The 24918-nt window shown below is 37.2% G+C and carries 23 protein-coding genes; 15 read left to right on the top strand and 8 right to left on the bottom strand.

The annotated features are described in order from the left end of the window. Positions 1-24 precede the first annotated feature (24 nt). Positions 25-1740: a GMC oxidoreductase gene (locus P278_RS12175; protein WP_038267192.1), complete on the top strand. Its 1716-nt coding sequence runs from the start codon at positions 25-27 to the stop codon at positions 1738-1740. A gap of 64 nt (positions 1741-1804) precedes the next feature. Beyond that, positions 1805-2728 (top strand): hydroxypyruvate isomerase family protein, encoded by a 924-nt coding sequence (locus tag P278_RS12170; protein WP_038267189.1) that lies wholly within the window; start codon positions 1805-1807, stop codon positions 2726-2728. 50 nt (positions 2729-2778) lie between these two features. Here the strand turns inward: P278_RS12170 and P278_RS12165 are convergent, their stop codons facing one another. Together P278_RS12165 and azu are read right to left on the bottom strand one after the other, a co-directional pair. Next, on the bottom strand, positions 2779-3654 hold the full coding sequence (locus tag P278_RS12165; protein WP_038267186.1) for a 3-keto-disaccharide hydrolase: 876 nt from the start codon (positions 3652-3654) through the stop codon (positions 2779-2781). A gap of 25 nt (positions 3655-3679) precedes the next feature. Continuing rightward, a complete protein-coding gene (gene azu / locus P278_RS12160; protein WP_038267183.1) occupies positions 3680-4204 on the bottom strand; it encodes an azurin in 525 nt (174 codons plus the stop codon). A gap of 164 nt (positions 4205-4368) precedes the next feature. Here azu and P278_RS12155 point away from each other — a divergent pair, with 164 nt between their 5' ends. Next, positions 4369-4845 (top strand): acyl-CoA thioesterase, encoded by a 477-nt coding sequence (locus tag P278_RS12155; RefSeq protein ID WP_038267180.1) that lies wholly within the window; start codon positions 4369-4371, stop codon positions 4843-4845. Here the strand turns inward: P278_RS12155 and P278_RS12150 are convergent. Beyond that, a complete protein-coding gene (locus P278_RS12150; RefSeq protein ID WP_038267177.1) occupies positions 4837-5730 on the bottom strand; it encodes a DMT family transporter in 894 nt (297 codons plus the stop codon). The genes P278_RS12155 and P278_RS12150 overlap by 9 nt on opposite strands. Before the next feature lie 2 nt (positions 5731-5732). Continuing rightward, positions 5733-6086, bottom strand: coding sequence for an arsenate reductase family protein (locus P278_RS12145; RefSeq protein ID WP_038267173.1), 354 nt, complete (start codon positions 6084-6086; stop codon positions 5733-5735). A 75-nt stretch (positions 6087-6161) separates the two neighbouring features. On the opposite strand from P278_RS12145, the gene P278_RS12140 reads away from it, so the two are divergent. After that, positions 6162-6626, top strand: a complete 465-nt coding sequence (locus P278_RS12140) for a DinB family protein (RefSeq protein WP_038267172.1) — start codon at positions 6162-6164, stop codon at positions 6624-6626. Between the two features lie 3 nt (positions 6627-6629). Here P278_RS12140 and P278_RS12135 read toward each other — a convergent pair whose 3' ends face one another. Further along, entirely contained in the window at positions 6630-7358 is a 729-nt protein-coding gene (locus tag P278_RS12135; protein WP_038267942.1) for a DUF3298 and DUF4163 domain-containing protein, read from the bottom strand. Between the two features lie 101 nt (positions 7359-7459). Between P278_RS12135 and P278_RS12130 the strand changes: the two genes are divergently transcribed. The 7 genes from P278_RS12130 (at position 7460) to P278_RS12100 (ending at position 16579) form a co-directional block, all read left to right on the top strand. Beyond that, entirely contained in the window at positions 7460-8599 is a 1140-nt protein-coding gene (locus P278_RS12130) for a cystathionine gamma-synthase (RefSeq protein WP_038267170.1), read from the top strand. Between the two features lie 138 nt (positions 8600-8737). Continuing rightward, entirely contained in the window at positions 8738-10078 is a 1341-nt protein-coding gene (gene gdhA / locus P278_RS12125) for an NADP-specific glutamate dehydrogenase (RefSeq protein ID WP_038267167.1), read from the top strand. Between the two features lie 121 nt (positions 10079-10199). Continuing rightward, positions 10200-10919, top strand: coding sequence for a DNA repair protein RecO (gene recO, locus P278_RS12120; protein ID WP_038267165.1), 720 nt, complete (start codon positions 10200-10202; stop codon positions 10917-10919). 451 nt (positions 10920-11370) lie between these two features. Continuing rightward, positions 11371-14775 (top strand): isoleucine--tRNA ligase, encoded by a 3405-nt coding sequence (gene ileS, locus P278_RS12115; RefSeq protein WP_038267163.1) that lies wholly within the window; start codon positions 11371-11373, stop codon positions 14773-14775. A gap of 2 nt (positions 14776-14777) precedes the next feature. After that, the gene (locus P278_RS12110) at positions 14778-15164 is read left to right on the top strand and encodes a TraR/DksA family transcriptional regulator (RefSeq protein WP_038267161.1); all 387 of its coding nucleotides are present in this window, start codon (positions 14778-14780) and stop codon (positions 15162-15164) included. Positions 15165-15246: 82 nt separating this feature from the next. Continuing rightward, positions 15247-15879 carry a DUF4097 family beta strand repeat-containing protein gene (locus P278_RS12105; RefSeq protein WP_038267159.1) on the top strand — a complete coding sequence of 211 codons (633 nt, stop codon included), beginning with the start codon at positions 15247-15249 and terminating at the stop codon, positions 15877-15879. Between the two features lie 61 nt (positions 15880-15940). Continuing rightward, positions 15941-16579 carry a lipoprotein signal peptidase gene (locus P278_RS12100; RefSeq protein ID WP_038267156.1) on the top strand — a complete coding sequence of 213 codons (639 nt, stop codon included), beginning with the start codon at positions 15941-15943 and terminating at the stop codon, positions 16577-16579. Here P278_RS12100 and P278_RS12095 read toward each other — a convergent pair. Beyond that, complete coding sequence (locus P278_RS12095; protein ID WP_038267153.1) at positions 16564-17130, bottom strand: 5-formyltetrahydrofolate cyclo-ligase; 567 nt, start codon at positions 17128-17130, stop codon at positions 16564-16566. The two genes, P278_RS12100 and P278_RS12095, sit on opposite strands and share 16 nt — an antisense overlap. Position 17131: 1 nt before the next feature. Further along, entirely contained in the window at positions 17132-17323 is a 192-nt protein-coding gene (locus tag P278_RS12090; protein ID WP_038267150.1) for a hypothetical protein, read from the bottom strand. A gap of 92 nt (positions 17324-17415) precedes the next feature. On the opposite strand from P278_RS12090, the gene uvrC reads away from it, so the two are divergent. From uvrC to hppD, 4 genes are all read left to right on the top strand, one after another. Further along, positions 17416-19203, top strand: a complete 1788-nt coding sequence (uvrC, locus tag P278_RS12085) for an excinuclease ABC subunit UvrC (protein WP_038267147.1) — start codon at positions 17416-17418, stop codon at positions 19201-19203. Between the two features lie 19 nt (positions 19204-19222). Continuing rightward, on the top strand, positions 19223-21463 hold the full coding sequence (locus P278_RS12080; RefSeq protein WP_038267144.1) for a patatin-like phospholipase family protein: 2241 nt from the start codon (positions 19223-19225) through the stop codon (positions 21461-21463). A gap of 254 nt (positions 21464-21717) precedes the next feature. After that, entirely contained in the window at positions 21718-22878 is a 1161-nt protein-coding gene (locus tag P278_RS12075) for a homogentisate 1,2-dioxygenase (RefSeq protein WP_038267142.1), read from the top strand. A 36-nt stretch (positions 22879-22914) separates the two neighbouring features. Further along, positions 22915-24078, top strand: coding sequence for a 4-hydroxyphenylpyruvate dioxygenase (gene hppD, locus P278_RS12070; RefSeq protein ID WP_038267139.1), 1164 nt, complete (start codon positions 22915-22917; stop codon positions 24076-24078). A gap of 221 nt (positions 24079-24299) precedes the next feature. Here the strand turns inward: hppD and P278_RS12065 are convergent, their stop codons facing one another. Then, positions 24300-24749: a LexA family protein gene (locus tag P278_RS12065; RefSeq protein WP_038267135.1), complete on the bottom strand. Its 450-nt coding sequence runs from the start codon at positions 24747-24749 to the stop codon at positions 24300-24302. Between the last annotated feature and the right edge of the window lie 169 nt (positions 24750-24918).

The raw sequence follows: 24918 nt of genomic DNA, 5'->3' as shown, positions 1-24918 counted from the left end.
TAAACCACCAATTCAGAATCTTTAATGAAAACATTCTATTATAGCACCCCATTGCAGGAATATGATGCCATTGTAGTTGGTACGGGTATATCAGGTGGATGGGCGGCAAAGGAGCTCTGTGAAAAGGGCTTGAAGACCTTGGTTTTGGAACGGGGACGAATGGTAAAGCATTTAGAAGATTATCCAACGGCCAATATGGATCCGTGGGACTTTGAACATGGAGGTAAGATTACCAGAGAAATAAGGAGTAAAACCGCTGTACAAAACAGGACCGGAGGTTGGGTGAATGAAACCAATCATCATTTTTTTGTTGATGACACGAAACATCCATACAACGAGGAGAGACGATTTGACTGGATTCGTGGTTATCAGGTTGGAGGGAGATCCTTGATATGGGGAAGACAGAGTTATCGTTTAAGTGATATAGATTTTGAAGCTAACCTCAAAGAAGGAATTGCAGTAGATTGGCCGGTAAGGTATAAAGATATAGCACCCTGGTATGATCATGTTGAGCGTTTTATAGGGGTGAGTGGTGAAAAACTTGGTTTAAAGCAATTGCCGGACGGCCAATTTTTAAAGCCGATGCAACTCAATTGCGTTGAAAAGCATTTGAAAGAATCCTTAGGGAATTCTTATAGTGATAGAACCTTAACCATAGGGCGTACAGCTCATATAACAGAAGGTACAAAACCAGGATTGAGGAGTACTTGTCAGTATAGGAGCCGCTGTGGTAGAGGTTGTCCTTTTGGAGGATATTTTAGCAGTAATTCTTCAACATTGCCGGTGGCAGACGCTACGGGGAATATGACCTTGAGGCCGAATTCAATTGTTCATGAGGTGATTTACGATGAGCAGAAAGGTAAAGCAACAGGTGTTCGTGTTATTGATACGGAAACCAAAGAGACCGTTGAGTATAGGGCTAAGCTGATATTTTTATGCGCGTCTTCAATGGCCTCTACTTCAATATTACTACAATCTAAGTCAAGTCGCTTTCCTGAAGGTTTAGGGAATGATAGTGGAGAATTAGGACATAATATAATGGATCATCATTATAGAATTGGAGCTTCCGGTAAAATTGACGGTTTTGAGGATATGTATTACAAGGGTAAGAGACCGAATGGAATTTATATTCCAAGATTCAGAAATCTAGGAGGTAAAACTGACCGGAAAGAATTTCTTCGAGGATATGGTTATCAAGGGGGAGCGGGAAGAGCAGGTTATGATGGAGGTTTTGTTGCAGAGCTTCATTATGGTAAGAAGCTTAAAGAAGCTATACTTAAACCCGGAGGATGGAGTATGGGGCTTACCGGTTTTGGAGAAACTTTACCTGATCATAAGAATAGAATGTATTTGGATTATGATACAAAAGACTCCTGGGGTTTACCTACTATTACCTTTGATGCAGAATTCGGAGCAAATGAATTAGCTATGCGAAAAGACATGAAGCAGCAAGCTGCTGAAATGTTGGAGGCAGGAGGATTCAAGGATGTTAGTACTTATGATGATATCGGTGGAATTGGTTTGGGGATCCATGAAATGGGAACCGCCAGAATGGGGAGGAACCCAGAAACTTCAGTTTTAAATAAATTTAATCAAGTACATGCGGCTAAAAATGTATTTGTGACAGATGGTTCATTTATGACATCTTCTGGTTGTCAAAACCCATCTTTAACCTATATGGCGTTTACTGCCAGAGCCGCCAACCACGCAGTTGAGGAACTTAAAAAGCGAAACCTGTAAACGTTACGGTTTTTTGTTTTAGCGTTGCTTGTCAATTGTTTAAAGCATCCAAAAATATCAATAAATGAAGAGAAGAAAATTTATACAAAACACGGCCTTATCGACACTAGGAGCTTCTATGATAACTTCAGAGGCTTTATCGTTTAATAAAGAGGACCGTAAGAAAAATATGAATGCATTTAATTTAAAGTATGCCCCTCATTTGGGGATGTTCAGAAATCATGCCGGTTCTGGGGAGGTTGCTCAGTTGGAATTTATGGCGAGTCAGGGTTTTAAGGCTTTTGAAGATAATGGAATGAAGAATAGAAGCCTTGACATTCAGAAACAGATGGCGGGCACCATGGAAAAATACAATATGCAAATGGGGGTGTTTGTAGCTCATAAAATATATTGGAATAAGCCAAATCTGGCCAGCGGTGACGCGACTTTTAGAGATGAATTTTTAAATGATATCAATGAGTCGGTAGAAGTGGCTAAACGAGTGAATGCCAAATGGATGACTGTGGTGCCGGGTTATGTAGACCTAAGGAAAAATGAAGCTTATCAAACTGCTAATGTGGTGGAGTCATTAAAGAGGGCCGCAGAAATCTTAGAGCCACATAATCTGGTTATGGTATTGGAGCCACTTAACTTCAGGGATCATCCAGGGATGTTCTTAAGTGAGTCTCCGCAAGCTTACGAAATATGTAAAGCTGTAGATTCTCCTTCTTGTAAAATATTGTTTGATATCTACCATCAACAGATTACTGAAGGAAATTTAATCCCAAATATTGATGCTTGCTGGGATGAAATTGCCTATTTTCAAATAGGTGATAATCCTGGTAGAAAAGAGCCAACAACAGGAGAGATTAATTATAAAAATGTGTTCAAGCATATCCACTCAAGAGGATTTGAAGGAATTCTGGGGATGGAGCATGGAAATTCTAAACCTGGTAAAGAGGGTGAAGAGTCACTGATTAAAGCCTATAAAGAGGTTGATAGTTTTTAGTGAGTCCTTATTACAATTTAAATAAAAAAAAGTCGATCATAGATCGACTTTTATTTTGCTTCTTCTTTTAAAATGGTTTCAATGGTAGTTTCCAGAAGGGGCTTGTCGTTATAAATAGGTTCCAAATCAATTATTTCAACTTTTCTGAACTCTATTGGATGGCTTTCACTTTGAAGAGAAATGTATCCTTGGGTCAGTGCCTTTCCTTCAATTTGAACTCCTTCGGAGGTTTCATTCACCATACCTCCACCAATTTGAGGTTTTGTATATTCCATAACTACTTTATCGCCTGTATAATGTTGGACCAAGGAATCCTTTAATACTAAGAATCCTGCTCTTACCCATTGATCACCATGATAGGTTTTTGATGTTGAGCTGATACAGTGAGGGGTGAATAAGGTGTCTTTGATGAACACGTTAGTGCCCGGAGTGCATAGATTAAGAGTGGTTCTTTCATTTTCTCCATCCCCCCCTAGAAATTGTGCTTCAATGCTTATTGGGAAATTTTGATTAACGGTCATGGTTTTTGGGTCCTGACCGTGGAGCATCACCCCGCTATTTCTCCAGGCCCAACCCTCTCCTTCCTGAGCTTGTTCGCCAACAAAGCGATATTCTACTGCTAAGAAGTATGCAGAAAAGGGTTGATTGTAAAAGATATGACCATATTGTTGATCGAATGCACCATATTGGTCATAACGAACGACCATTTTACCGTCTTCTATACGGAAAGTCTCTCCGAAGTTTTCCCCCAATTCATGTTTAGATATTTTAGGGGTCCAGCCTGAGAGATCTTTACCATTGAACAATTGCTCCCAGTTGAGTGTTACGGTTGTTTTTGATTCTTGTTTTACTTCCTTTTTCTCGTTTTTACACGATGTAATAACAGAGAATAGTATGAGTGTACTTAATAAAAGGCTTTTATTCATAAGTTTTGGTTGGTTTTGTAGCGTGTTATTCTACTATAAATTTACCCTGCATCATAGCATAGTGTCCAGGGAAGCTGCATAAGAACTGGTATGTTCCTTTTTCAGGAGCTTCAAACTCTATGATGTCAGTCTCACCACCACCAAGGATTTTTGTGTGGGCCAATACATCATTTTCAGAACCTTCAGGAATGTATTCGGTGTCTTTTGCAGTAGCAGCCTTGGTTGCAAAATCAACGAGGTCTACACCTTGAGCAAGTAATACAAAATTATGTCCCATTACATTTTTATCAAGCTTACCGATGTGTTTTAAAGTCAGTTTAACCTTATCGCCAGCTTTCACCTTAATTTCTTTAAGGTTAAACTTCATCATATCGTCTCCGGTGATAACAACTTCGCTAACCCCATCTTCCTTTTTTGTTTGGGTGGTTGATTCAGTTTTTTTGCTTCCTTCTTCATATTGAAAGCCGTCTTTTTTCTTTTCTTCCTTACCTCCACAACTAATTAGCAGGCCGGTAAAAGCAACTACGAGTGCTCTATTAAATAATTTCATGATGTGTAATTTTAGTTTCTCGCTAAGATAAGTAATAGAATAGTTTTTTGCCCCTAGACACTACCAAATTATAATAGAATTTTGTTTAAAATTTAAGAATCGATCTATTTGAATTAACGATGAAATAGTGGTAGTTTTGCTATGCACGCATAATAATAAAAATGATGTATACGAAAGAATTTGAAATTAGATGGAATGACATAGATGCAAACAGGCACCTTGCCAATCAAGCTTATATAGCTTATGCTGCGCATACAAGAATGTCTTTTTTAATTGAGCATGGGTTTAATCAACAATTGTTACAAGAAAAAAATATTGGACCTGTAGTATTCTATGAACATATTTATTATTTCAAAGAAGTTTTTGTAGGGAAGCCTGTTAAGGTCTCTCTGGAGTTAACCGGATTAAGTGATGATGCCAAGTTCTTTGCTTTCAGGCATAATTATTATGATCACAAAGGGCGAAATTTTGCCAGCTGTGAAATGATGGGGGGGTGGATTGATTTAAAGTCCAGAACCTTGATAGGTTTGGAACCGGAAATACGATCACTGTTTGATATGGCTCACAAGGCTGAAGATTTCAAGGAGCTTACCAAAGAGGATACCAGAAAATTTAATAAAAAGCCTAAAGATCTAAACTGATTTTTCGGTTTTTTTGGTTACCAGATAAACGCCTGTGAAGATCATCGCGGCAGCGGCAACTTTCATTAAATTTAGTTGGTCTGCACCTACAACTACCGCAAACAGAATTCCTATTAGTGGCTGTAGGTATATAAAAGCTCCGATGGTTGATGCTTTCAGTGTTTTTATAGCAAAAATATTAAGTAAATAGGTGGCAAATGTTGTTCCTAATACGACATATATAATCTTTAAAACAATATCAACAGGTAATTCTTGCCATTGGACCTGGGAGAACTCACTGTAACTAATTGGAAAATTAATGAATACGGCAATTAAAAAGAGCCATTTCATTAATGTAAAAGCGTGATACTTATTTGTAAGTGGCTTTACTAGTATCAAATAAAGTCCGTATGAGGTTGCGTTAATCACAAACAACAAGTTGCCCAAAGGGATGTTCGGGGCGTTTTCTGCAGTAGTATTATCGTATAAAATGAGACCGGCAGTACCCGCAAAACCTAGTAAAATTCCGAATGCTCTGAGCCAACTAAGCTTTTCACCTATCAACAAGGCTGATAGTACAAAAACCAGTATCGGGGTTACTGTAATAATCAGGGAGCTGTGTATGGGAGTGGAGAGACTTAAACCTTTAAAAAACACTTGCATGTTAATAACCATTCCAAGAATTGCACAACCAATAATTCTAGGCCAATCGGATTTAGCTATTTTTTCTTTAGGCCCCCAAAAGCTTATACCCCAAAACAGGATGGCTGCACCAAGTACTCTAATCAATATAAATCCATAAGGCTGTACATAGGTTGGCATCACTCCTTTCGCAAGTGTATGATTAATACCATAGATGGCAGAGGCAATAAAGGCGGCAATTAATGCAAGAATTCTTTTATTCATAACTAAGGATGCAGAGCTTTATAAGTAGCTTCCGTTACTTTTTTACTATTTCCAACAAAGATTTGTTTGTCAATTATAATTACGGGTCTTTTAAGAAAGGTGTAGTGTTCCAGTATTAAAGATTTATAATCATCTTCACTTAATTCCATGTCTTTCAACCCACGTTCTTTATAAAGCCTAGCTCTTTTACTAAACAAAGATTCGTACGACCCGGATAATGATTTCATTTCTTCTACCTGTTCATTAGTTATAACTTCCTTTTTAATGTCTTGCATTATAGTGTCTTCGGGAAGATTTAACTCTTTAATGATTCGTTTGCAAGTGTCGCAAGTGCTGAGGTAGTATATTTTTGTCATGAAAATTAGTTTTCGTTCCGAAAGAATATGCAAAGTAAATCCTTTTAAAATATCTTTGGAAAAAAATATAGTAAAATGGAATGGACTTTTGATATAACAACAAAAAACAGAGCCATATTTAAAAAAATATTGGAAGAAATGTCTTTGGAGGACTTGAATAAAGTTCCGAAGGGGTATAATAACAATGTCTTTTGGAATATAGCTCATGCTGTGGTAACACAACAATTACTCGCGTATAAGTTATCTGGCCTTGAAGTAAATGTTTCGGATGAAATGATAGCATCATATAGTAAAGGAACCAAACCTACCAGGGATGTAACCCAAACGGAGGTTGAAGCCTTGAAAGGGCTTTTGTTCTCAACTTTGGATCAGTTAAAAAAAGATTATGAAGAAGGTAAATTCAAAGTTTATCAACAGTATACAGTGTCTACAAACGACAGTACTTTAAGTAATATTGAAGAAGCATTAGAGTTCAATAATTTCCACGAAGGTTTGCATTTGGGGTATGTATTAGCTCAGCGAAGGTCGCTGGGAGCTTAGTGATTATTTTATAATGAGGTTATTTTGCAGGTCGTCGAAAGGGATTTCAATTTTAATCATTCCTTCAGCATAAGCCGCAATGTCATAGGGGTTGTAAATTAGTACAATCCCTTTTTCATTATAACCGATATTTTGGGGTAATTCGAATACATCGTTGTCAAACATAAATCCTGTACTATTGATGCTTTCTTTTTCAGGGATGTTATGGATTTGTCTGAATTTTTTTTCTACTAAAACTTTAAATGCAGAAAAATCTGTAAAAAGATCTTTAGTCTCCAATAATGCTCCGGTTTTAGCGTCGATATTCATGTAAGAAACTGCTCCATACCCATGTGCTCCTCCGGTATAAACATACGAGTCGAGTTGAAGGCTGATTAAATCTTCAGTTTGGTAAGATACATTTCCATCGATAGTAGCTTCCCACACTGCGGCCATATCAGGGAAATCTTTTTTCATTTTTTGATATTCGGATACAAAATTTTCCACTTCTTGTTTTATGGATTCAGAAGTATGCTCTTCGGTATAATTCAACACTTGAATTGCGTAATCATTAAGGTGCTGGTTAATCGAGTCTGCTACAAAATTACCAGTGGCCTTAGGTAGGTTAATAGAGACTTTAGCGCAATCTTTACATGATTTTGAATTGATAGCCTCGGTTGTTAATTTAATTCCGTCTGAGTTACATGAAATGAATGCAAGAATTGCCAGAAACAGGAAATAGTATTTTTTCATCTGGATAAAAGTCATATTATAATAGGATAAAGGTACGTTCTTCGTTGGAATCCCCAAAAGGAAACGATATTTTTGTTAGAGGGATTTTAATAAATAATCATATGAAGTTCAATACCAAGACAATTCACGGAAACCAGAAACCCGATGAGGCTTATGGAGCTGTTATGCCTCCGATCTATCAAACTTCCACCTATGCCCAATCTACGCCTGGCGGTCATAAAGGATTTGAGTATTCAAGAACCCACAATCCTACCAGAAAGGCTTTGGAAGATGCAATGGCAAGTATAGAAAACGGGAACTACGGTCTAGCCTTTGGCAGTGGGTTGGCTGCAATTGATGCAGTATTAAAGCTTTTGAAGCCAGGCGATGAGGTTATTTCGACGAATGATCTTTATGGGGGTACTTATCGTTTATTCAATCAGATATTCTCAAATTTTGGTATTAAATTTCATTTTATTGGGATGGGAACAGTGGAGGATATATCCTCCTGCATTAATCCAAATACGAAGCTTATTTGGGTAGAAACACCGACGAATCCAATGATGAATATTATAGATATAGAGGCTGTCTCTAAAATAGCGAAGCAACATCAATTGATTTTGGCTGTTGATAATACCTTTGCTACTCCATACCTGCAGCGCCCTTTGGATTTAGGTGCTGATATAGTAATGCATTCCGCTACCAAATACCTGGGCGGGCATAGTGATGTTGTTATGGGAGCTTTGGTGGTGAAGGAAAAGCTTCTGGCAGATAAATTATACTTTATTCAAAATGCCAGTGGTGCGATATGTGGGCCTATGGATAGCTTTTTGGTGTTAAGAGGAATCAAAACACTTCATGTTCGAATGCAGCGTCATTGTGAGAACGGACGCGCAGTTGCTGAATATTTGGCCGGACACTCCAAAATTGAAAATGTGTATTGGCCCGGCTTTGAACACCATCCTAACCATGAAATAGCTAAAAGGCAGATGAAAGATTTTGGGGGTATGATTTCTTTTGTTACAAAAGACAGTAGTTTTAAAGACGCTATTAAGATCATAGAAAGTCTAAAAGTTTTTACGCTCGCTGAATCCCTTGGAGGGGTAGAGTCTTTGGCTGGTCATCCTGCAAGTATGACACATGCCAGCATCCCAAAAGAAGAAAGAGAAAAGTCGGGGGTGGTTGATGCCTTAATACGCTTAAGTGTGGGGATTGAAGATGTTGAAGATTTAATTGAAGATTTAAAACAGGCTATTGGTTAAAAATCAATTTTTGTTAATATAGGCTTAATGTTTAAGACTGATATTATAAAATTATAAAAAATAGATGGTCATTTTTGAGTATATCGTATATTTGCTCTGATTTATTACGAACTTTTTAAAACGCATTATTTGCTAGACATGGAACAAAAAATCCACGATTTTATGGAGCTTGTAAAGGCTCGTAACTCACATGAGCCGGAGTTCATGCAAGCTGTTCAGGAAGTAGCTGAAACGGTTCTTCCGTATATCGCTCAACATGATATCTATAGTGGTAAGAACATCTTATTAAGAATGGTAGAGCCTGAAAGGGCGATTACTTTCAGGGTGTCATGGGTTGATGATGAAGGAGAGATACATGTGAACAGAGGTTATAGAATTCAAATGAATTCAGCAATTGGTCCTTATAAAGGAGGGTTGCGTTTTCACCCGAGTGTAAATATGAGTATTCTTAAATTCCTTGCTTTTGAGCAAGTGTTTAAAAATAGTTTGACGACACTTCCTATGGGTGGCGGAAAAGGAGGTTCTGACTTTGATCCTAAAGGAAAGTCTGATGCAGAAATTATGCGCTTTTGCCATAGTTTCATGACTGAGTTGTGTCGTCATATCGGTCCAAATACAGATGTTCCTGCAGGAGATATTGGTGTTGGAGCTCGTGAAGTGGGGTATTTGTTTGGGATGTATAAGAAGATAAGAAATGAGTTTACAGGGGTGCTTACCGGAAAAGGACTTTCTTGGGGAGGTTCTTTAATAAGGCCAGAAGCCACTGGATATGGTACGGTATATTTCGCGCAAAGTATGCTTGAAACCAAAGGTGATAGCTTTAAAGGTAAAAAAGTTGTTATATCTGGTTCTGGTAATGTTGCTCAATATGCGGCAGAAAAGGTGCTTCATCTTGGCGGTACCGTTCTTACTTTGTCTGATTCATCCGGGTTTATTTATGATAAGGATGGTATCGATGAGGATAAGTTAGCTCATGTAATGTATTTAAAAAATGAGAAGCGTGTTCGTATCTCTGAATATGTAGAGAAATATCCGGACGCAGCGTTTCATCCAGGAAAGAAGCCATGGGGTGTTGCTTGTGATGTGGCTCTGCCTTGTGCCACACAGAATGAATTGGACGGGGAGGATGCCAAAGCGTTATTGGCTAATGGTTGTATAGCTGTTGCCGAGGGTGCTAATATGCCGTCAACTCCAGAGGCAATCCATGCTTTCCATGAACATAAAATATTATTTGCTCCGGGGAAAGCTTCAAACGCTGGAGGGGTTGCAACTTCAGGACTTGAAATGTCTCAGAATTCCTTAAGAATTAGCTGGACAAGAGATGAAGTAGATGAGCGTTTAAAAGGGATCATGAAGAATATTCACGATATGTGTGTATCATATGGTGAAGAGAATGGTTATGTAAATTATGTCAAAGGCGCAAATATTGGAGGCTTTGTAAAAGTTGCTGATGCTATGCTTGCTCAAGGCGTAGTGTAATTAATTTGTTTTACGTGTTATTAACTGTAAAAAAAGCTCCTCAGAATTACTGAGGAGCTTTTTATTTGATAATTTTGAATCGTACATTGTCGTATGAAATCTTTATAGAATTGAGGTTATAATGCTAGTAACAACAAAAGCGATTGTGCTATCAGCTATTAAATATTCTGATACGAGTTTAATAGTTAAATGTTACACCGAATCTGAAGGCGTTAAGAGTTATATGCTTAAGGGGGTGTTGGCCGCTAAAAGAGGTAAGCTAAAAGCTAGTTATTTTCAGCCCCTGACGCAGCTTGAAATAGTTGCTAACCATAGGGGTAAAGGAACTTTAGAACGTTTAAGCGAGGTTCGGGTTTTGTATTATTTTCAATCCATCCATATCGATATTATTAAAAATTCTATCGTTTTTTTTCTTTCCGAAACTTTAGCAAGCGTATTACAGGAGGAGGAGGAAAACAAGTCTATGTTTAAGTTTATTGAATCTTCTATACAGTGGCTGGATACACATGAAGAGGTGGCAAATTTTCATATATTTTTTCTGCTGAAATTATCAAGATATCTCGGTTTTCAACCATACGAAATTATGGAAGATGCAAAATACTTTGATCTTCAGGAAGCAGAGTACACCTCAATAAAGCCGAAACATTCCTACTTGAGTGAAGACCAGCTTCAATTGTTTAACGCGTTTTTAGGTTCCGATTACGATACATTTGTATACATTCGAGCTAGCAAGGCAACAAGGAAGGAGTTGTTAAAGGCTATTATTCGTTTTTACCAATTCCATTTACATGGATTCAGAGAGCCTAAATCCCTGGACGTTTTAGATCAGTTGTTTGGGTAGTTTTCTTGAAAAATTCTTCTGGTAGGGGTAGGGTTAATGCGTTGTGTTATTGTTTTATTATAGAGCACGACATTTTTCGTCACTTGTTGTCAGTGGTTATGAGGTTGAATAGGGAAGGTGTATTTCGGGTAAGGATTTGCTAATTCGAATGGTAATAATCCAGAGTCATAAGCAATAAGATTGTCTTTAAAAAATATTTATAGCAGGTTAAATCCATTAAAAATGGATTTAGTTGTAGTTAATAATTAGCCTGTTTTTGTAAAAAGCCTCCTTTTTAAGGGGCTTTTTTTATGTATTTAAAACCTACAATTCGATGAAAATCACTAATTTCGCGCAACTCATAAGAGTGAGTCAGGGTTGAAAGCTTTATGTGAAGTGATTGGCAACTTACTCTCAGGGTTAAAATTGAACATTTAGTATTAAATATCCAGAATTAGGAAAAAGATTTTTAATGAAGTTTACTGAGTACAAAGGACTTGATTTACCGAAAGTAGCAGAAGAAATTTTGAACTACTGGGAGGAGCATGATGTATTTGAAAAAAGTATAACTACGCGTGAGAACGCTCAACCTTTTGTTTTTTTTGAAGGACCTCCTTCAGCAAATGGTTTGCCGGGGATTCATCATGTGATGGCTCGTGCCATCAAAGATATTTTTTGTCGCTATAAAACTCAAAAAGGATATCAGGTAAAGCGAAAAGCCGGTTGGGATACCCACGGCCTACCCGTGGAGCTTGGTGTTGAAAAGGAGTTGGGTATTACTAAAGAAGATATTGGAAAGAAGATTTCTGTCGAGGATTATAATAAAGCATGTAAGCAAGCGGTAATGCGTTATACGGATGTTTGGAATGATCTTACCAGAAAAATGGGTTATTGGGTAGATATGGAGAATCCATATATTACCTACAAGCCTAAGTATATGGAGAGTGTATGGTGGTTGTTAAAGCAGATATACAACAAAGATTTGCTTTACAAAGGGTACACGATTCAGCCGTATTCTCCCAAAGCCGGAACTGGATTAAGTTCGCATGAATTGAATCAGCCTGGCACTTATAAGGATGTATCAGATACAACGGCAGTGGCTATGTTTAAGACGAAGGAAGAAACATTGCCGGAGTTCTTAAGAGGATATGGGGAGATCGATCTGCTGGCCTGGACGACAACACCATGGACACTTCCGTCAAATACGGCATTAACTGTTGGTCCTAAGATAGATTATGTGTTGGTAAAAACCTATAATCAGTATACACATAAACCGATAAATGTTGTGTTAGGGAAGCCATTGTTAGCCAGTCAGTTTTCGGGTAAATATGTGGCCGTTCTGGGAGAAGAGGAGCTGCAGGCTTACGCTGAAGGTGATAAAAAGATCCCTTATTTCGTTGTTAAAGATTTTAAAGGAGCTGATTTGGTGGGTATAAAGTATGAGCAATTATTGCCCTATGCTTTGCCTTATCAAAATCCTGAAAATGCATTTAGAGTAATCTCTGGTGATTTTGTTACCACTGAAGACGGTACAGGTATCGTTCATACAGCGCCAACTTTTGGTGCAGATGATGCCAAGGTGGCTAAGGAGGCAACTCCTGAGGTGCCGCCAATGTTGGTAAAGGATGAGAATGATAATTTGGTTCCGCTTGTAGATCTTCAGGGACGATTCAGATCAGAACTTCCTGAGATTGGAGGAAAATATGTGAAGAATGAGTATTATGCTGATGGTGAGATTCCCGAAAAATCTGTTGATGTTGAGATTGCCATTAAATTAAAAGAAGAAAATAAAGCTTTTAAGGTTGAGAAGTATGTCCATAGTTATCCACATTGCTGGCGTACGGATAAGCCTGTTTTATATTATCCTTTAGATTCCTGGTTTATTAAAGTTACTGAGCTTAAGGATAGAATGTTTGAGCTGAATCAAACTATTAACTGGAAGCCGAAAGCTACAGGAGAGGGAAGGTTTGGAAACTGGTTGCAAAATGCAAACGACTGGAACCTTTCTCGTTCACGTTATTGGGGGATCCCATTACCTATATGGAGAACGGAAGATGGAAAAGAAGAGATTATTATTGGTTCGGTAGAAGAACTGAAAGCTGAAATGGCTAAAGCTGTGGAGGCGGGATATATGGAATCAGATGTTTTTGCCGATTTTGAAGTCGGTAATATGAGTGAAGACAACTATGACAAGGTAGATCTTCATAAAAATATTGTGGACCAGATAACCCTGGTATCTCCTTCAGGAAAACCAATGAATCGTGAGGCAGATCTAATAGATGTTTGGTTTGATAGTGGTTCAATGCCTTATGCCCAATGGCATTACCCATTTGAGAACAAAGAATTGATTGATGATAAGTTGTCGTATCCTGCAGATTACATTGCTGAGGGGGTTGACCAGACAAGAGGTTGGTTCTATACGCTCCATGCTATTGGAACCCTGGTTTTTGATTCTGTTGCTTACAAGAATGTAGTTTCAAATGGTCTGGTATTGGACAAAAACGGACAAAAAATGTCTAAACGATTGGGTAATGCTGTCGATCCTTTTGAGACGCTTTCAGAATACGGACCTGATGCAACCCGATGGTATATGATTAGTAACGCTAACCCATGGGATAACTTAAAATTTGATATAGATGGTGTTGCAGAGGTTAGGCGAAAGTTTTTTGGAACACTATATAATACCTATGCGTTCTTTAGTCTATATGCAAACATCGATAACTTTACGTATGCTGAAAGTGATATTCCGTTGGAAAAGCGTCCGGAGATAGACCGTTGGATTCTTTCGGAATTGAATACTTTGATCAAGAAGGTAGATGATGCGTATAATGATTATGAACCTACAAAGGCAGCGCGCGCTATTTCAGAATTTGTACAGGAGTACCTGAGTAACTGGTATGTTAGACTATGTAGAAGACGCTTCTGGAAAGGGGAGTATGGAGAAGATAAAATTTCGGCATATCAAACGCTGTATACATGTCTGGATATTGTAGCGAAGTTAGCGGCACCTATAGCGCCATTCTTTACAGATCAGTTGTATAAAGATTTAAATGGAGCTACTAAAAAAGAAGCGCTTGAAAGTGTGCATTTATCAGAGTTTCCAACATGTGATGAAGGGGTTATTGATAAACGTCTGGAGCGTAAAATGGAAACTGCCCAGACAATTACTTCCCTGGTCTTGTCGTTAAGGAAAAAAGAAAAAATTAAAGTTAGACAGCCGCTTAAGAAGGTGATCGTGCCAGTATTGGATGAAAATCAACGTCAGGAAATTTCGGCGGTTTCAGATTTGATTATCGCGGAGGTAAATGTAAAAGAGGTGGAGCTTTTAGACGATGCATCAGGAGTTTTGGTGAAGCAGATCAAACCGAATTTTAAAGTTCTTGGTCCTCGATTTGGCAAGGATATGGGGTTGATTGCCAGTAAGATAAAAAAATTCGACCAACAAGATATCCAAAAACTTGAGCAAAATGGCGATATAACGCTTGTTATTAACGAAAAAAATATTACTTTAGGAATCGATGAAGTAGAGATTTCATCGAAAGATATTGAAGGTTGGTTGGTTGCTAATTCAGGGGCCATCACTGTAGCTTTAGACGTTACTATAACCGATGATTTACGTAAGGAAGGAATTGCCAGAGAGCTGGTGAACAGAATTCAAAATCTTCGAAAAGATTCTGGTTTAGAAGTGACTGATAAAATAGATGTTAAGTTTCAAAAAGACAGTACTGTAATAGAACAGGCGGTAATGAGTAATATAGATTATATCAAGGCCGAAACCCTTACAGCAGACTTAGGCTTTGAAGAGCATCTTGAGAATGGTACGGAAATTGCTTTTGATGACGTAAACACCAAATTGTCTATTCAAAAACACTTATAGCTATGAGCACAGACGTTAAAGTAAGATACTCTGATAAAGAGCTAGAAGAATTCAGGGCTATAATCGAAGCTAAAATCGAGAAAGCCAAGCAAGATCTGGATCTTTTAAAAAGTGCTTACATGAATGATGGGAATAACGGTACGGATGATACTTCTCCTACATTCAAAGCATTTGAAGAAGGATCAGAGACCATGAGTAAAGAAGCAAATTCTCAATTGGCAATTCGTCAAGAAAAGTTTATTCGGGATTTAAAAAATGCTTTAGTACGTATTGAAAATAAAACATACGGAATTTGTAGAGTTACAGGAAAACTTATTAATAAAGAGCGTTTAAAGTTGGTTCCTCATGCAACTTTAAGTATAGAAGCAAAAAACATGCAAAAGAGTTAAATTTACACAGCTCTTTTCTATCGTAAAAAACGTCCATTACTGGGCGTTTTTTTATTTAGTTCAATACGTTACACTAGTTATCATGCAAGGTATTCGTAATTATTTTACAGGATTATTACTTTTTGTTTTTACCATGAGTGCGATGGGGCAGAAGAAGGTTGAAAAGGTATTTCCTTCTTCAGGTATTTCATCAATGGAGATTCAGGGTTTAAACGCCTATAAAATTATAGTATTTGCCAAAAAAACTGATCACGTAAGGATACAGGCCCAAATGAACGGAGAATATAGAAATGAACTATATGTGGTAGCTAATGTAGAGGAGCATACGTTAAATGTTAAAGCAGAATTTTCACCTTCATTTGATATGCCAGACGATAAATTAAGTGCGCATAAGGTGATCTCGGTGCGAATTATTGTTGAAGTACCCGAATATTTAGAAGTGCTTGTGCTGGGGGCGGATACTGAAGTAGATGTAAGTGGGAAGTACAATCAGGTGAAAACCAAAACACGATCAGGTACTACCAGGTTTTATGATGTGGAAGGCGATTTGGATGCTTATTCTTTTCAAGGAGATATACGATATAAGTCTTCCGGAGGAAATATAAAAGCTTCCTCAAAATTTGGAAAGGTTATAAATCGTGGAGTTTCCTCAGGTAATAGTTTAATATCATTAAAAACGGTTCATGGTAATATTTACATATCTCAAAATGAATAATATTCTTATTTTTGGAGCTCATTTTGGGGAAAATCCAGACCCATTTTATATTTAAGAACATATGTCATTAAAAAAATCGATTTTCATTATAGCCTTGGTCTTATTGGTAGATCAAATTTCAAAAATATATATTAAGACAAATTTTGTTCTGGGAGAGCATACTGACGTTTTTGATTGGTTTAAAATATTATTTGTAGAAAATGAAGGAGCTGCCTGGGGTACCAAGTTAAGTGATATCGTTCCTTTTGTTTCCGATGAGGTGGCCAAGTTGTCGTTAACAATCTTTAGAATATTTGCTATTGGAGGCATTGGATACTGGTTATATGATAGTGTGAAGAAGAAAAGTCCTAAGATTTTAATTGTTTCTATTGCATTAATTTTCGCTGGGGCCTTGGGAAATATAATCGATTCTGTTTTTTACGGAATGATTTTTAATGACAGTTATGGTCAGGTAGCAACTATGTTTTCTGATGATCCTTATGGTAGTATTTTTCACGGAAAGGTGGTGGATATGCTATATTTTCCAATGATTGATACAACGTTTCCTGAATGGATACCTATGGTAGGAGGTAATCACTTCAGGTTTTTCGAACCGGTCTTCAATATCGCGGATACCTCCATTAGTTTTGGGGTAGGAATATTATTGGTTTTTAACAAAAAGGCATTTCCTAAAAAAGAGGAAGATCAGGGGAAAGCATAGACTTTTTCCGGGGTGACGCAATAATCAATTTTTATATCGTCTTCCCGAAGGTCTTCAATGAAACTTTCGGCTTCAAAAAAGGATAATCCTATTTTTATTGTAGTGTTTTTACACTCAGAAAGAAATTGGTCATAAAACCCTTTGCCATAACCAACTCTATTGCCTTTTTGGTCAAAAGCTAATAAAGGGACAAATACCACGTCAATTTTTTCTAACGGAACTTCAATACCATCTACAGGCTCAGGGATATTATAACTGTTTTTTATGAACCGTGTATTTTCTGTAAGTAAATAATGGGTAAGGCTTAGGTTTTGAAAGTTACTTTTAGCAACTACAACCTCCTTATCCTTACCTTGTAAAATGCTTAATAAAAAAGAGGTATCAACTTCTTTTTGTTCTTCAATTGGTAAGAATAAATGATAATAGGTCTTATCCCAAATAGGTAGTTTCAGAGATTCATTAGCAATTTTTATGCTTAATTCTTCCAGGTCTTCCGATGATAATTGACTTCTTAAAATTTTATATTTCTTTCTGAGTGTGTTTTTTAACATCTTAGTGTTTGTGTTTCTTTTTCTGTTGCCCAGGAGCATAATCTTTTGCGCTCTTAGAGCCAGTCATTTTTTTCATTTGTCCTGGAGGTACTTTTTTTCCTGAATTTATTGAAATAGCGTGGTGTGAAGAGCAAGATCCTAATATAGTAATTCCGAATATTGCCATGGCGCTAAGTAAAATAACTTTTTTCATAGATCAATGTTTAGATAAGTTTGGGTTAAAATTTTGTTTAATCTTTATACAATTAAATGTAAAAGCAATGGCAAATTAGTAATTTCGTAGTTATGAGCCAAGCATCAATCGAACTTCAGCTACAAACCATCCCAAATAACCCTGGTGTTTATCAGTTTTACGACAAAGAAGGCAAGATTCTTTATGTTGGTAAGGCAAAGAATCTAAAGAAAAGAGTTTCTTCATATTTTCATAAGGAACACGATTCTGGTAAAACCAGAGTGTTGGTAAAAAAGATCGTAGAGATCCGACATATTGTTGTTCCAACTGAAACCGATGCCCTGTTGTTGGAGAATAATATGATTAAAAAGTATCAGCCTCGGTACAACGTAATGCTTAAGGATGATAAGACCTATCCTTGGATCTGTATTAAGAATGAACGTTTTCCAAGGGTGTTCTCCACCAGGAAGTTGGTCCGGGATGGATCGGAATATTTTGGTCCGTATACCAATGTACGAACCGTTAGGGCGTTACTTGAATTAATTAAAGATTTGTATCCTTTAAGAACATGTAGTTATGATCTCTCTAAAGAGAAAATTGATGCCGGACGGTATAAGGTGTGTTTAGAATATCATATTGGAAACTGCTTAGGTCCATGTGAAGGACTTCAGTCGACCGAATCTTATGATCAGCAAATTAAGGCTATTCGAGAGATCGTAAAAGGGAATTTTAAAGAGTCTTTACAGCTTTTTAAAAAGCAAATGAAGGATTTTGCCGAAGCGTTAAAGTTTGAGGAGGCCCAAAAAATAAAGGAAAAATTAGAAGTTTTAGAGAATTATCAGGCCAAGTCTACGATAGTACATCCTCGAATTACTAATGTTGATGTATTTACTGTTGTGTCGGATGAGGCTTATGGGTATGTTAACTTTCTTCAATTGTCTTATGGCGCAATTATTCGTTCGCATACCATAGAAATGAAAAAGAAACTTGATGAAACCGATCGAGAGTTGTTGGAGTTAGCAATAATTGAGCTAAGACAGCGTTTTCATTCACAGTCTAAAGAAATTTATGTGCCGTTTGAAATAACGATGGAGGAGGGCATAAAGGTAACGATACCCAAAGTGGGGGATAAAAGGAAGCTTTTGGATCTGTCTGAGAGGAATGCGAAGTTTTATCGACAGGAGCGATTTAAGCAAGCTAAAATAACAGATCCCGATCGACATGTGAATAGATTGATGGCTCAAATGAAGAAGGATCTAAGGCTTTCGGAAGAGCCCCGACATATTGAATGTTTTGATAATTCCAATATTCAGGGTACGAATCCGGTAGCTGCTTGTGTTGTGTTTAAGAATGGTAAGCCTAGTAAAAAAGATTACCGGCATTTTAATATAAAGACTGTTGAAGGGCCTGATGATTTTGCTTCTATGGAGGAAGTGGTTTACAGGAGATACCGAAGGTTGTTGGATGAAAATCAGTCCCTTCCCCAGTTAATTATTATAGATGGTGGAAAGGGGCAATTATCATCAGCTTTAAAGAGTTTAGATGCCTTGGGTTTGAGGGGGCAAATAGCAATAATAGGCATAGCAAAGCGATTGGAGGAGATTTACTATCCCGGAGATTCGATTCCAATGTACTTGGATAAAAAGTCTGAAACATTAAAAGTAATTCAGTATTTGCGGAATGAAGCACATCGATTTGGAATCACATTTCATCGGCAAAAAAGAAGTAAAGCTGCTATTGATTCCGAACTTGAAAACATTCCCGGGGTAGGGGAAAAAACCGCTGTGGAGTTGTTAAAAGAGTTTAAGTCAGTGAAGCGCATTAAGGAGGCATCAATTGAAAAGCTAATCGAAGTAGTCGGTGTTTCAAAAGCGCAGAAAATTTATGAGGCATTTCATTAAAAATACTTACCTTCATTTTATGAAAAAAATACTTACGTCGTTGATCTTCATTCTTCAATTTGGCTTTGTTTTACAGGCTCAAAATGATAGCGATCAGGATTTAAAAGTAGGCTTAGTTTTAAGTGGAGGAGGGGCTAAGGGATTGGCTCATATTGGAGTGTTAAAGGCTATAGAAGATGCGGGTTTAAGGATTGACTATATAGGTGGTACGAGCATGGGGGCGATCATAGGTGCTATGTATGCTTCCGGATATTCTTCTCATGATCTGGATTCGATCTTTAAAAGTGTTGATTTTCAAAAATTAATTCAAGATGAAGTACCTAGATCAGCAAAGACCTTTTACGAAAAGAATAACAGTGAGCGTTATGCCTTAACGCTTCCTTTTGACAATTTTAAAATTGCCATTCCGACTGCTATATCTAAGGGGCAGAATGTTTATAATCTTTATTCACAGTTATTATTTCACGTTAGAGATGTTGATAATTTCGAAAAGCTGCCAATTCCTTTTTTTTGTATTGCCACGGATATAGAAAAGGGTGAGCCGGTAATATTGGATAGGGGGTATTTGCCACAGGCTATAGCTGCCAGTGGTGCATTACCGTCGGTTTTTGAGCCAGTAGCGATTGATGATAAACTCCTTATCGATGGTGGTGTAGTGAATAATTTTCCTATAGATGAAGTTAAGGCTAAAGGAATGGATGTGATAATAGGAGTCGATGTTCAGGATGAATTATCTGATCGGGAGTCTTTGAAAGCCGCTAATGAGATTCTATTACAAATTAGTAATTACAGGACGGCTCTGAGCATGAAGGAGAAAATTAAAAAAACGGATGTATATATTAAACCGGACATAACGGATTTTAATGTGCTTTCTTTTGATCAGGGGGGGAAGATCTTTAAAAAAGGATATTATGCTGCAATAGAGCATTCAAGTGTTTTAGATAGCCTTGCGTTGCTGCAGAAAAAGCATCCTGAAAAAAGTAAATTAAGACCTTATGCTAAAGATACCATTAGTTTAAGCAGAATTCAGATAAAGGGTTACGATCGATATTCCAGGGCTTATATACGTGGAAAGCTTCGATTTAAAATGGAGGAGCCTATCACTTTTGAAAAATTCAATGAGGGTATTAGCAATTTGTCAGCCACCAACAATTTTAAAGCCATACAATACGAATTAAAGCATAACGAAGCATCTGGCAGGGAGGATTTGATGATGCGAGTTGAGGAATCGCCTACAGATTTGTTTTTGCGTTTGGGAGTTCATTATGATGATTTATACAAATCTGCCGTATTGGTTAATTTAACACAAAAGCATTTGCTTTTTGATGATGATGTTGTATCGCTGGATTTTGTTTTGGGAGATAGGATTCGTTATAATTTTGAGTACTATTTAGATAAAGGTTTTTACTGGAGTTTTGGTATCAAGTCGAGATTTAATTCGTTTTTAAAGCCTATTGATTTTAACTTTGTCAGAGAAAGAGCGGGGTCTGAAGATGCAGGGGTGAGGCAGGTAGATGTTGAATTAGACGATTTGACAAATCAGATATATCTTCAGTCTGTTTTCAGGGAGGAATTTTCTTTTGGGGCGGGCCTGGAACATAAGTATTTACAGATTGAGTCAGAGACTATTTCCGGACAGGATAGTAATAATGCTGTATTTGATAACAGCAACTACTTTAGTACCTATGGATTTTTAAAATTTGATTCCTTTGATGATAAATATTTTCCTTCCCGGGGGATTTATTTTGATGGTGATTTTCATTTATATTTTAGCTCACCGGATGACTTTACGGGCTTATTTGATGAATTTTCAATTGCTAAGGCTAAGCTTGGATTTGCAATGCCAGTAACCAAGACAGTGTCTTTTAACGCATTTTCTGAGGGTGGATTTAAAATAGGAAATACAGCTTTGAATTCTTTTGATTTTATTTTGGGAGGATACGGCAATAACCTGATTAATAATTTCATTCCGTTTTTAGGTTACGACTTTTTGAGTTTTGGTGCTGATAGCTTTGTTAAAGGGTTAGCGATTGTAGATTGGGAGTTTGTACGTAAAAATCACCTTAATTTTTCGGCTAATTTCGCTAATGTTGATGACCGCTTGTTCGACACGGGCGAATGGTTTAGTAAGCCTGAATATACAGGGTATGCAATAGGTTATGGACTGGAAACTTTTCTGGGTCCAATAGAGGCTAAATACACCTGGTCTCCTGAAAGAGGGAAGGGGCTTTGGCTTTTTAACGTTGGCTTCTGGTTTTAAGATCTTTTTATGGAAAGTCACGAAACATTCTAAATGTTTGTGTTTTTCTCTGAAAAATTACCGATATTTGTGAATATGACAAATTTTTGGAAAGATTTACTCATATTACTCCATTACCTCATCAAGAGAAATCCTGAGTGAGTGATACTTCTTAGGCAACCGCAATATAATACAAGGTTGATAGTAAAATAACAAAGAAATAGATACTATTTTATTATATTATCTAATGCTTAATTTCTTCAAAAATTAAAATTATGCCTTTTTATCATAAATTGGGAGAAATCCCGCATAAACGACATACCATATTTAGAAAGTCAAACGGGGAGTTGTATTACGAACAATTGTTTGGTACCATTGGGTTTGATGGCATGTCAACTAATATGTATCATGTGCACAGGCCTACTCAGGTTAAAAACATTCTGGGTAAAAAGGATGTTGCTCCAAGGGTGTCTATAAAAAACAATATTCAGTCATACCGGTTACATGGCTTTAAAATTAAACCGGAGCATGATTACCTCGATAGTAGAAAGCCTGTTTTGACCAATAGTGATTGTACCATTATATTGGCGGCTCCAAAGGAATCTACAGCTTCATATTTCTATAAGAATGCCGATGCGGATGAAATGATTTTTATTCATAGGGGAAGTGGTAAGTTAAGGACTCATTTAGGGAATTTAGATTTTAAGTATGGAGACTATTTAATAATACCCAGAGGTACTATTTATAAAATAGATTTTGACACCGAAGACAACAGGTTATTTATTGTAGAGTCGCACAGGCCTATTTATACCCCTAAAAGATATCGAAATTGGTTTGGTCAGTTATTGGAACATGCGCCTTTTTGTGAGCGTGATATAAGAAGACCTTATGAGTTAGAAACTAATGACGAAAAAGGATCATTCCTGATGAAAATTAAAAAACAAAATGAGCTTTTTGACATGGAATATGCCACACATCCTTTCGATGTTGTGGGGTATGATGGTTTTAATTATCCATATGCATTAAGTATTCATGATTTTGAACCTATAACCGGTCGAGTTCATCAACCGCCACCAGTGCATCAAACTTTTGAAACTGATGCTTTTGTGGTTTGTAGTTTTGTGCCTCGACTTTATGATTATCACCCACAAGCAATTCCAGCACCTTATAACCACAGTAATATTGATTCGGATGAAGTGCTGTATTATGTTGATGGTGATTTTATGAGTAGAAATGATATTGATGCAGGGCACATTTCTTTACATCCGGCAGGAATTCCTCATGGGCCGCATCCGGGTGCAGCTGAAAGAAGTATTGGTAAGGAAAAGACCGATGAATTAGCGGTTATGGTTGATACCTTTAAACCATTACAGCTAACTGAGGAAGCGATGGCCATTGCTGATGATTCGTATTATCAATCATGGTTAGAAGATTAATTAATTGTATAGATCACAACTAAAAACAAAAATAAAATGTCAAAGGAAGTTAAGTCAGTAGAATACGGACTGGAAAAAATATTTGAAGGAGCAGAAGATTTTTTGCCTCTTTTAGGAACGGATTATGTGGAATTCTATGTTGGTAATGCCAAGCAGGCAGCTCACTTTTATAAGACTGCTTTTGGATTTCAATCTCATGCCTATTCAGGGTTGGAAACAGGCGTGAGGGATAAAGCCAGCTATGTTTTAAAGCAGGATAAGATCCGACTAGTCTTAACCACACCTTTAAACTCATCATCGCCAATCAATGATCATATTGTGAAGCACGGAGATGGTGTAAAGGTTATTGCTCTTTGGGTTGAGGATGCGCGAGCTGCTTATGAAGAGACGACCAAACGCGGTGCTAAATCATATATGGAGCCAACGGTAGAAAAAGACGAACATGGCGAAGTGGTAAGAGCAGGAATTTATACCTATGGAGAAACTGTTCATATGTTCGTGGAGCGCAAGAACTATAAAGGTGCATTTTTGCCTGGTTACCAAAAATGGGAATCTGACTATAATCCATCTCCTGTTGGTTTAAAATATATAGACCACATGGTTGGTAATGTTGGTTGGGGAGAGATGAATAAGTGGGTTAAATGGTATGAAGACGTTATGGGGTTTGTTAACTTCTTAACATTCGACGATAAGCAGATCCATACTGAATATTCCGCTTTAATGAGTAAAGTGATGAGTAACGGTAATGGGCGTATTAAATTCCCAATAAATGAACCTGCCGAGGGTAAAAAGAAGTCTCAAATAGAGGAATACTTAGATTTTTATGAAGGATCAGGGGTTCAGCATATCGCGGTGGCGACAGATGATATTATATCGACTGTCAGAGCTTTGAAAGCCAGGGGAATTGAATTTTTACCACCGCCTCCGCAATCCTATTACGATGCTATTCCTGAGCGAATGGGAACCCATATGAAGATTATGAAAGAAGATATTAAGGAGCTGCAGGAGCTGTCAATATTAGTTGATGCAGATGAGGAGGGGTATCTATTGCAAATTTTCACGAAGCCAGTAGAAGACAGGCCAACGCTTTTCTTTGAGATCATTCAGCGTATGGGAGCTCAGGGATTTGGAGCAGGTAATTTTAAAGCCCTTTTTGAAAGCATAGAAAGAGAGCAGGAATTAAGGGGAACGCTTGAATAAATTTCGGTTTTTTTGCGTTTTTGACAATATTAAACTTTGTTTATTGTCAAGGTGCTGTTAAATAAGTTAAAGTTTAGTTATTATGCTTGCATAGTAAAAAACTTGACGTAAATTTGTCGATGCAAAAGTGGGTGGTGCCCTTTTGTAACTTTAAGTAAAGTTTTCATAATTTAAAGTTTTGGTTGGTTAATGGAAGCCCGGTTTTTACCGGGCTTTTTTCTTTATAATTTTTTGATAACGTGGGTAACCACACCCCAGATTTGAAAATTATTTTCTGTAGTTATCTCAATAGGTCTGAAAATCTCGTTTGCTGGCATTAGAAAAACCTTTTCTTTTTCAATCTTTAATCGTTTTACAGTAAATTCACCATCAATTAAGCATACAGCAATTTTTCCATCTCGTGGTTCAATGCTTTTGTCAACAACTAAAAGATCACCGTCATCAAGGTTCGCATCAATCATTGACTGACCTCTAACCTTTGCATAAAAGGTAGCTTCTTTATTTCGAACTAAGGTTTTGTCTAAGCTTATTCTGGTTTCTGTATAACTGCCCGTTGGTGATGGTAGCCCTGCAGCAATGCCTTCAGTCACAAAAAAATGATCTTCCTCATGATCTAGTTCCGGAATATAAAACGAGAGGTTTTTTGAGTCATGTGTTAATTTTAGTTGCATATTACTTCAATTATATCACTATTGCCAGGATTGATTGTAAAGGTTTTAACCATCCAAATATAAGTTAATTGCTTATTGGTTTCAATTTTATTTTTACAGGGCCCGTCTTTTGGTTTGAAATAACGGCAGGTTTTAATTATTAAAAGGTTTTTGATAGTTTGTTAGAGAA

It is taken from the genome of Zhouia amylolytica AD3 (genome assembly GCF_000511935.2).
Classification (GTDB): domain Bacteria; phylum Bacteroidota; class Bacteroidia; order Flavobacteriales; family Flavobacteriaceae; genus Zhouia; species Zhouia amylolytica.
The sequence above is the reverse complement of the archived record's forward strand: the minus strand, read 5'-3'. Positions and strand labels throughout refer to the sequence as shown.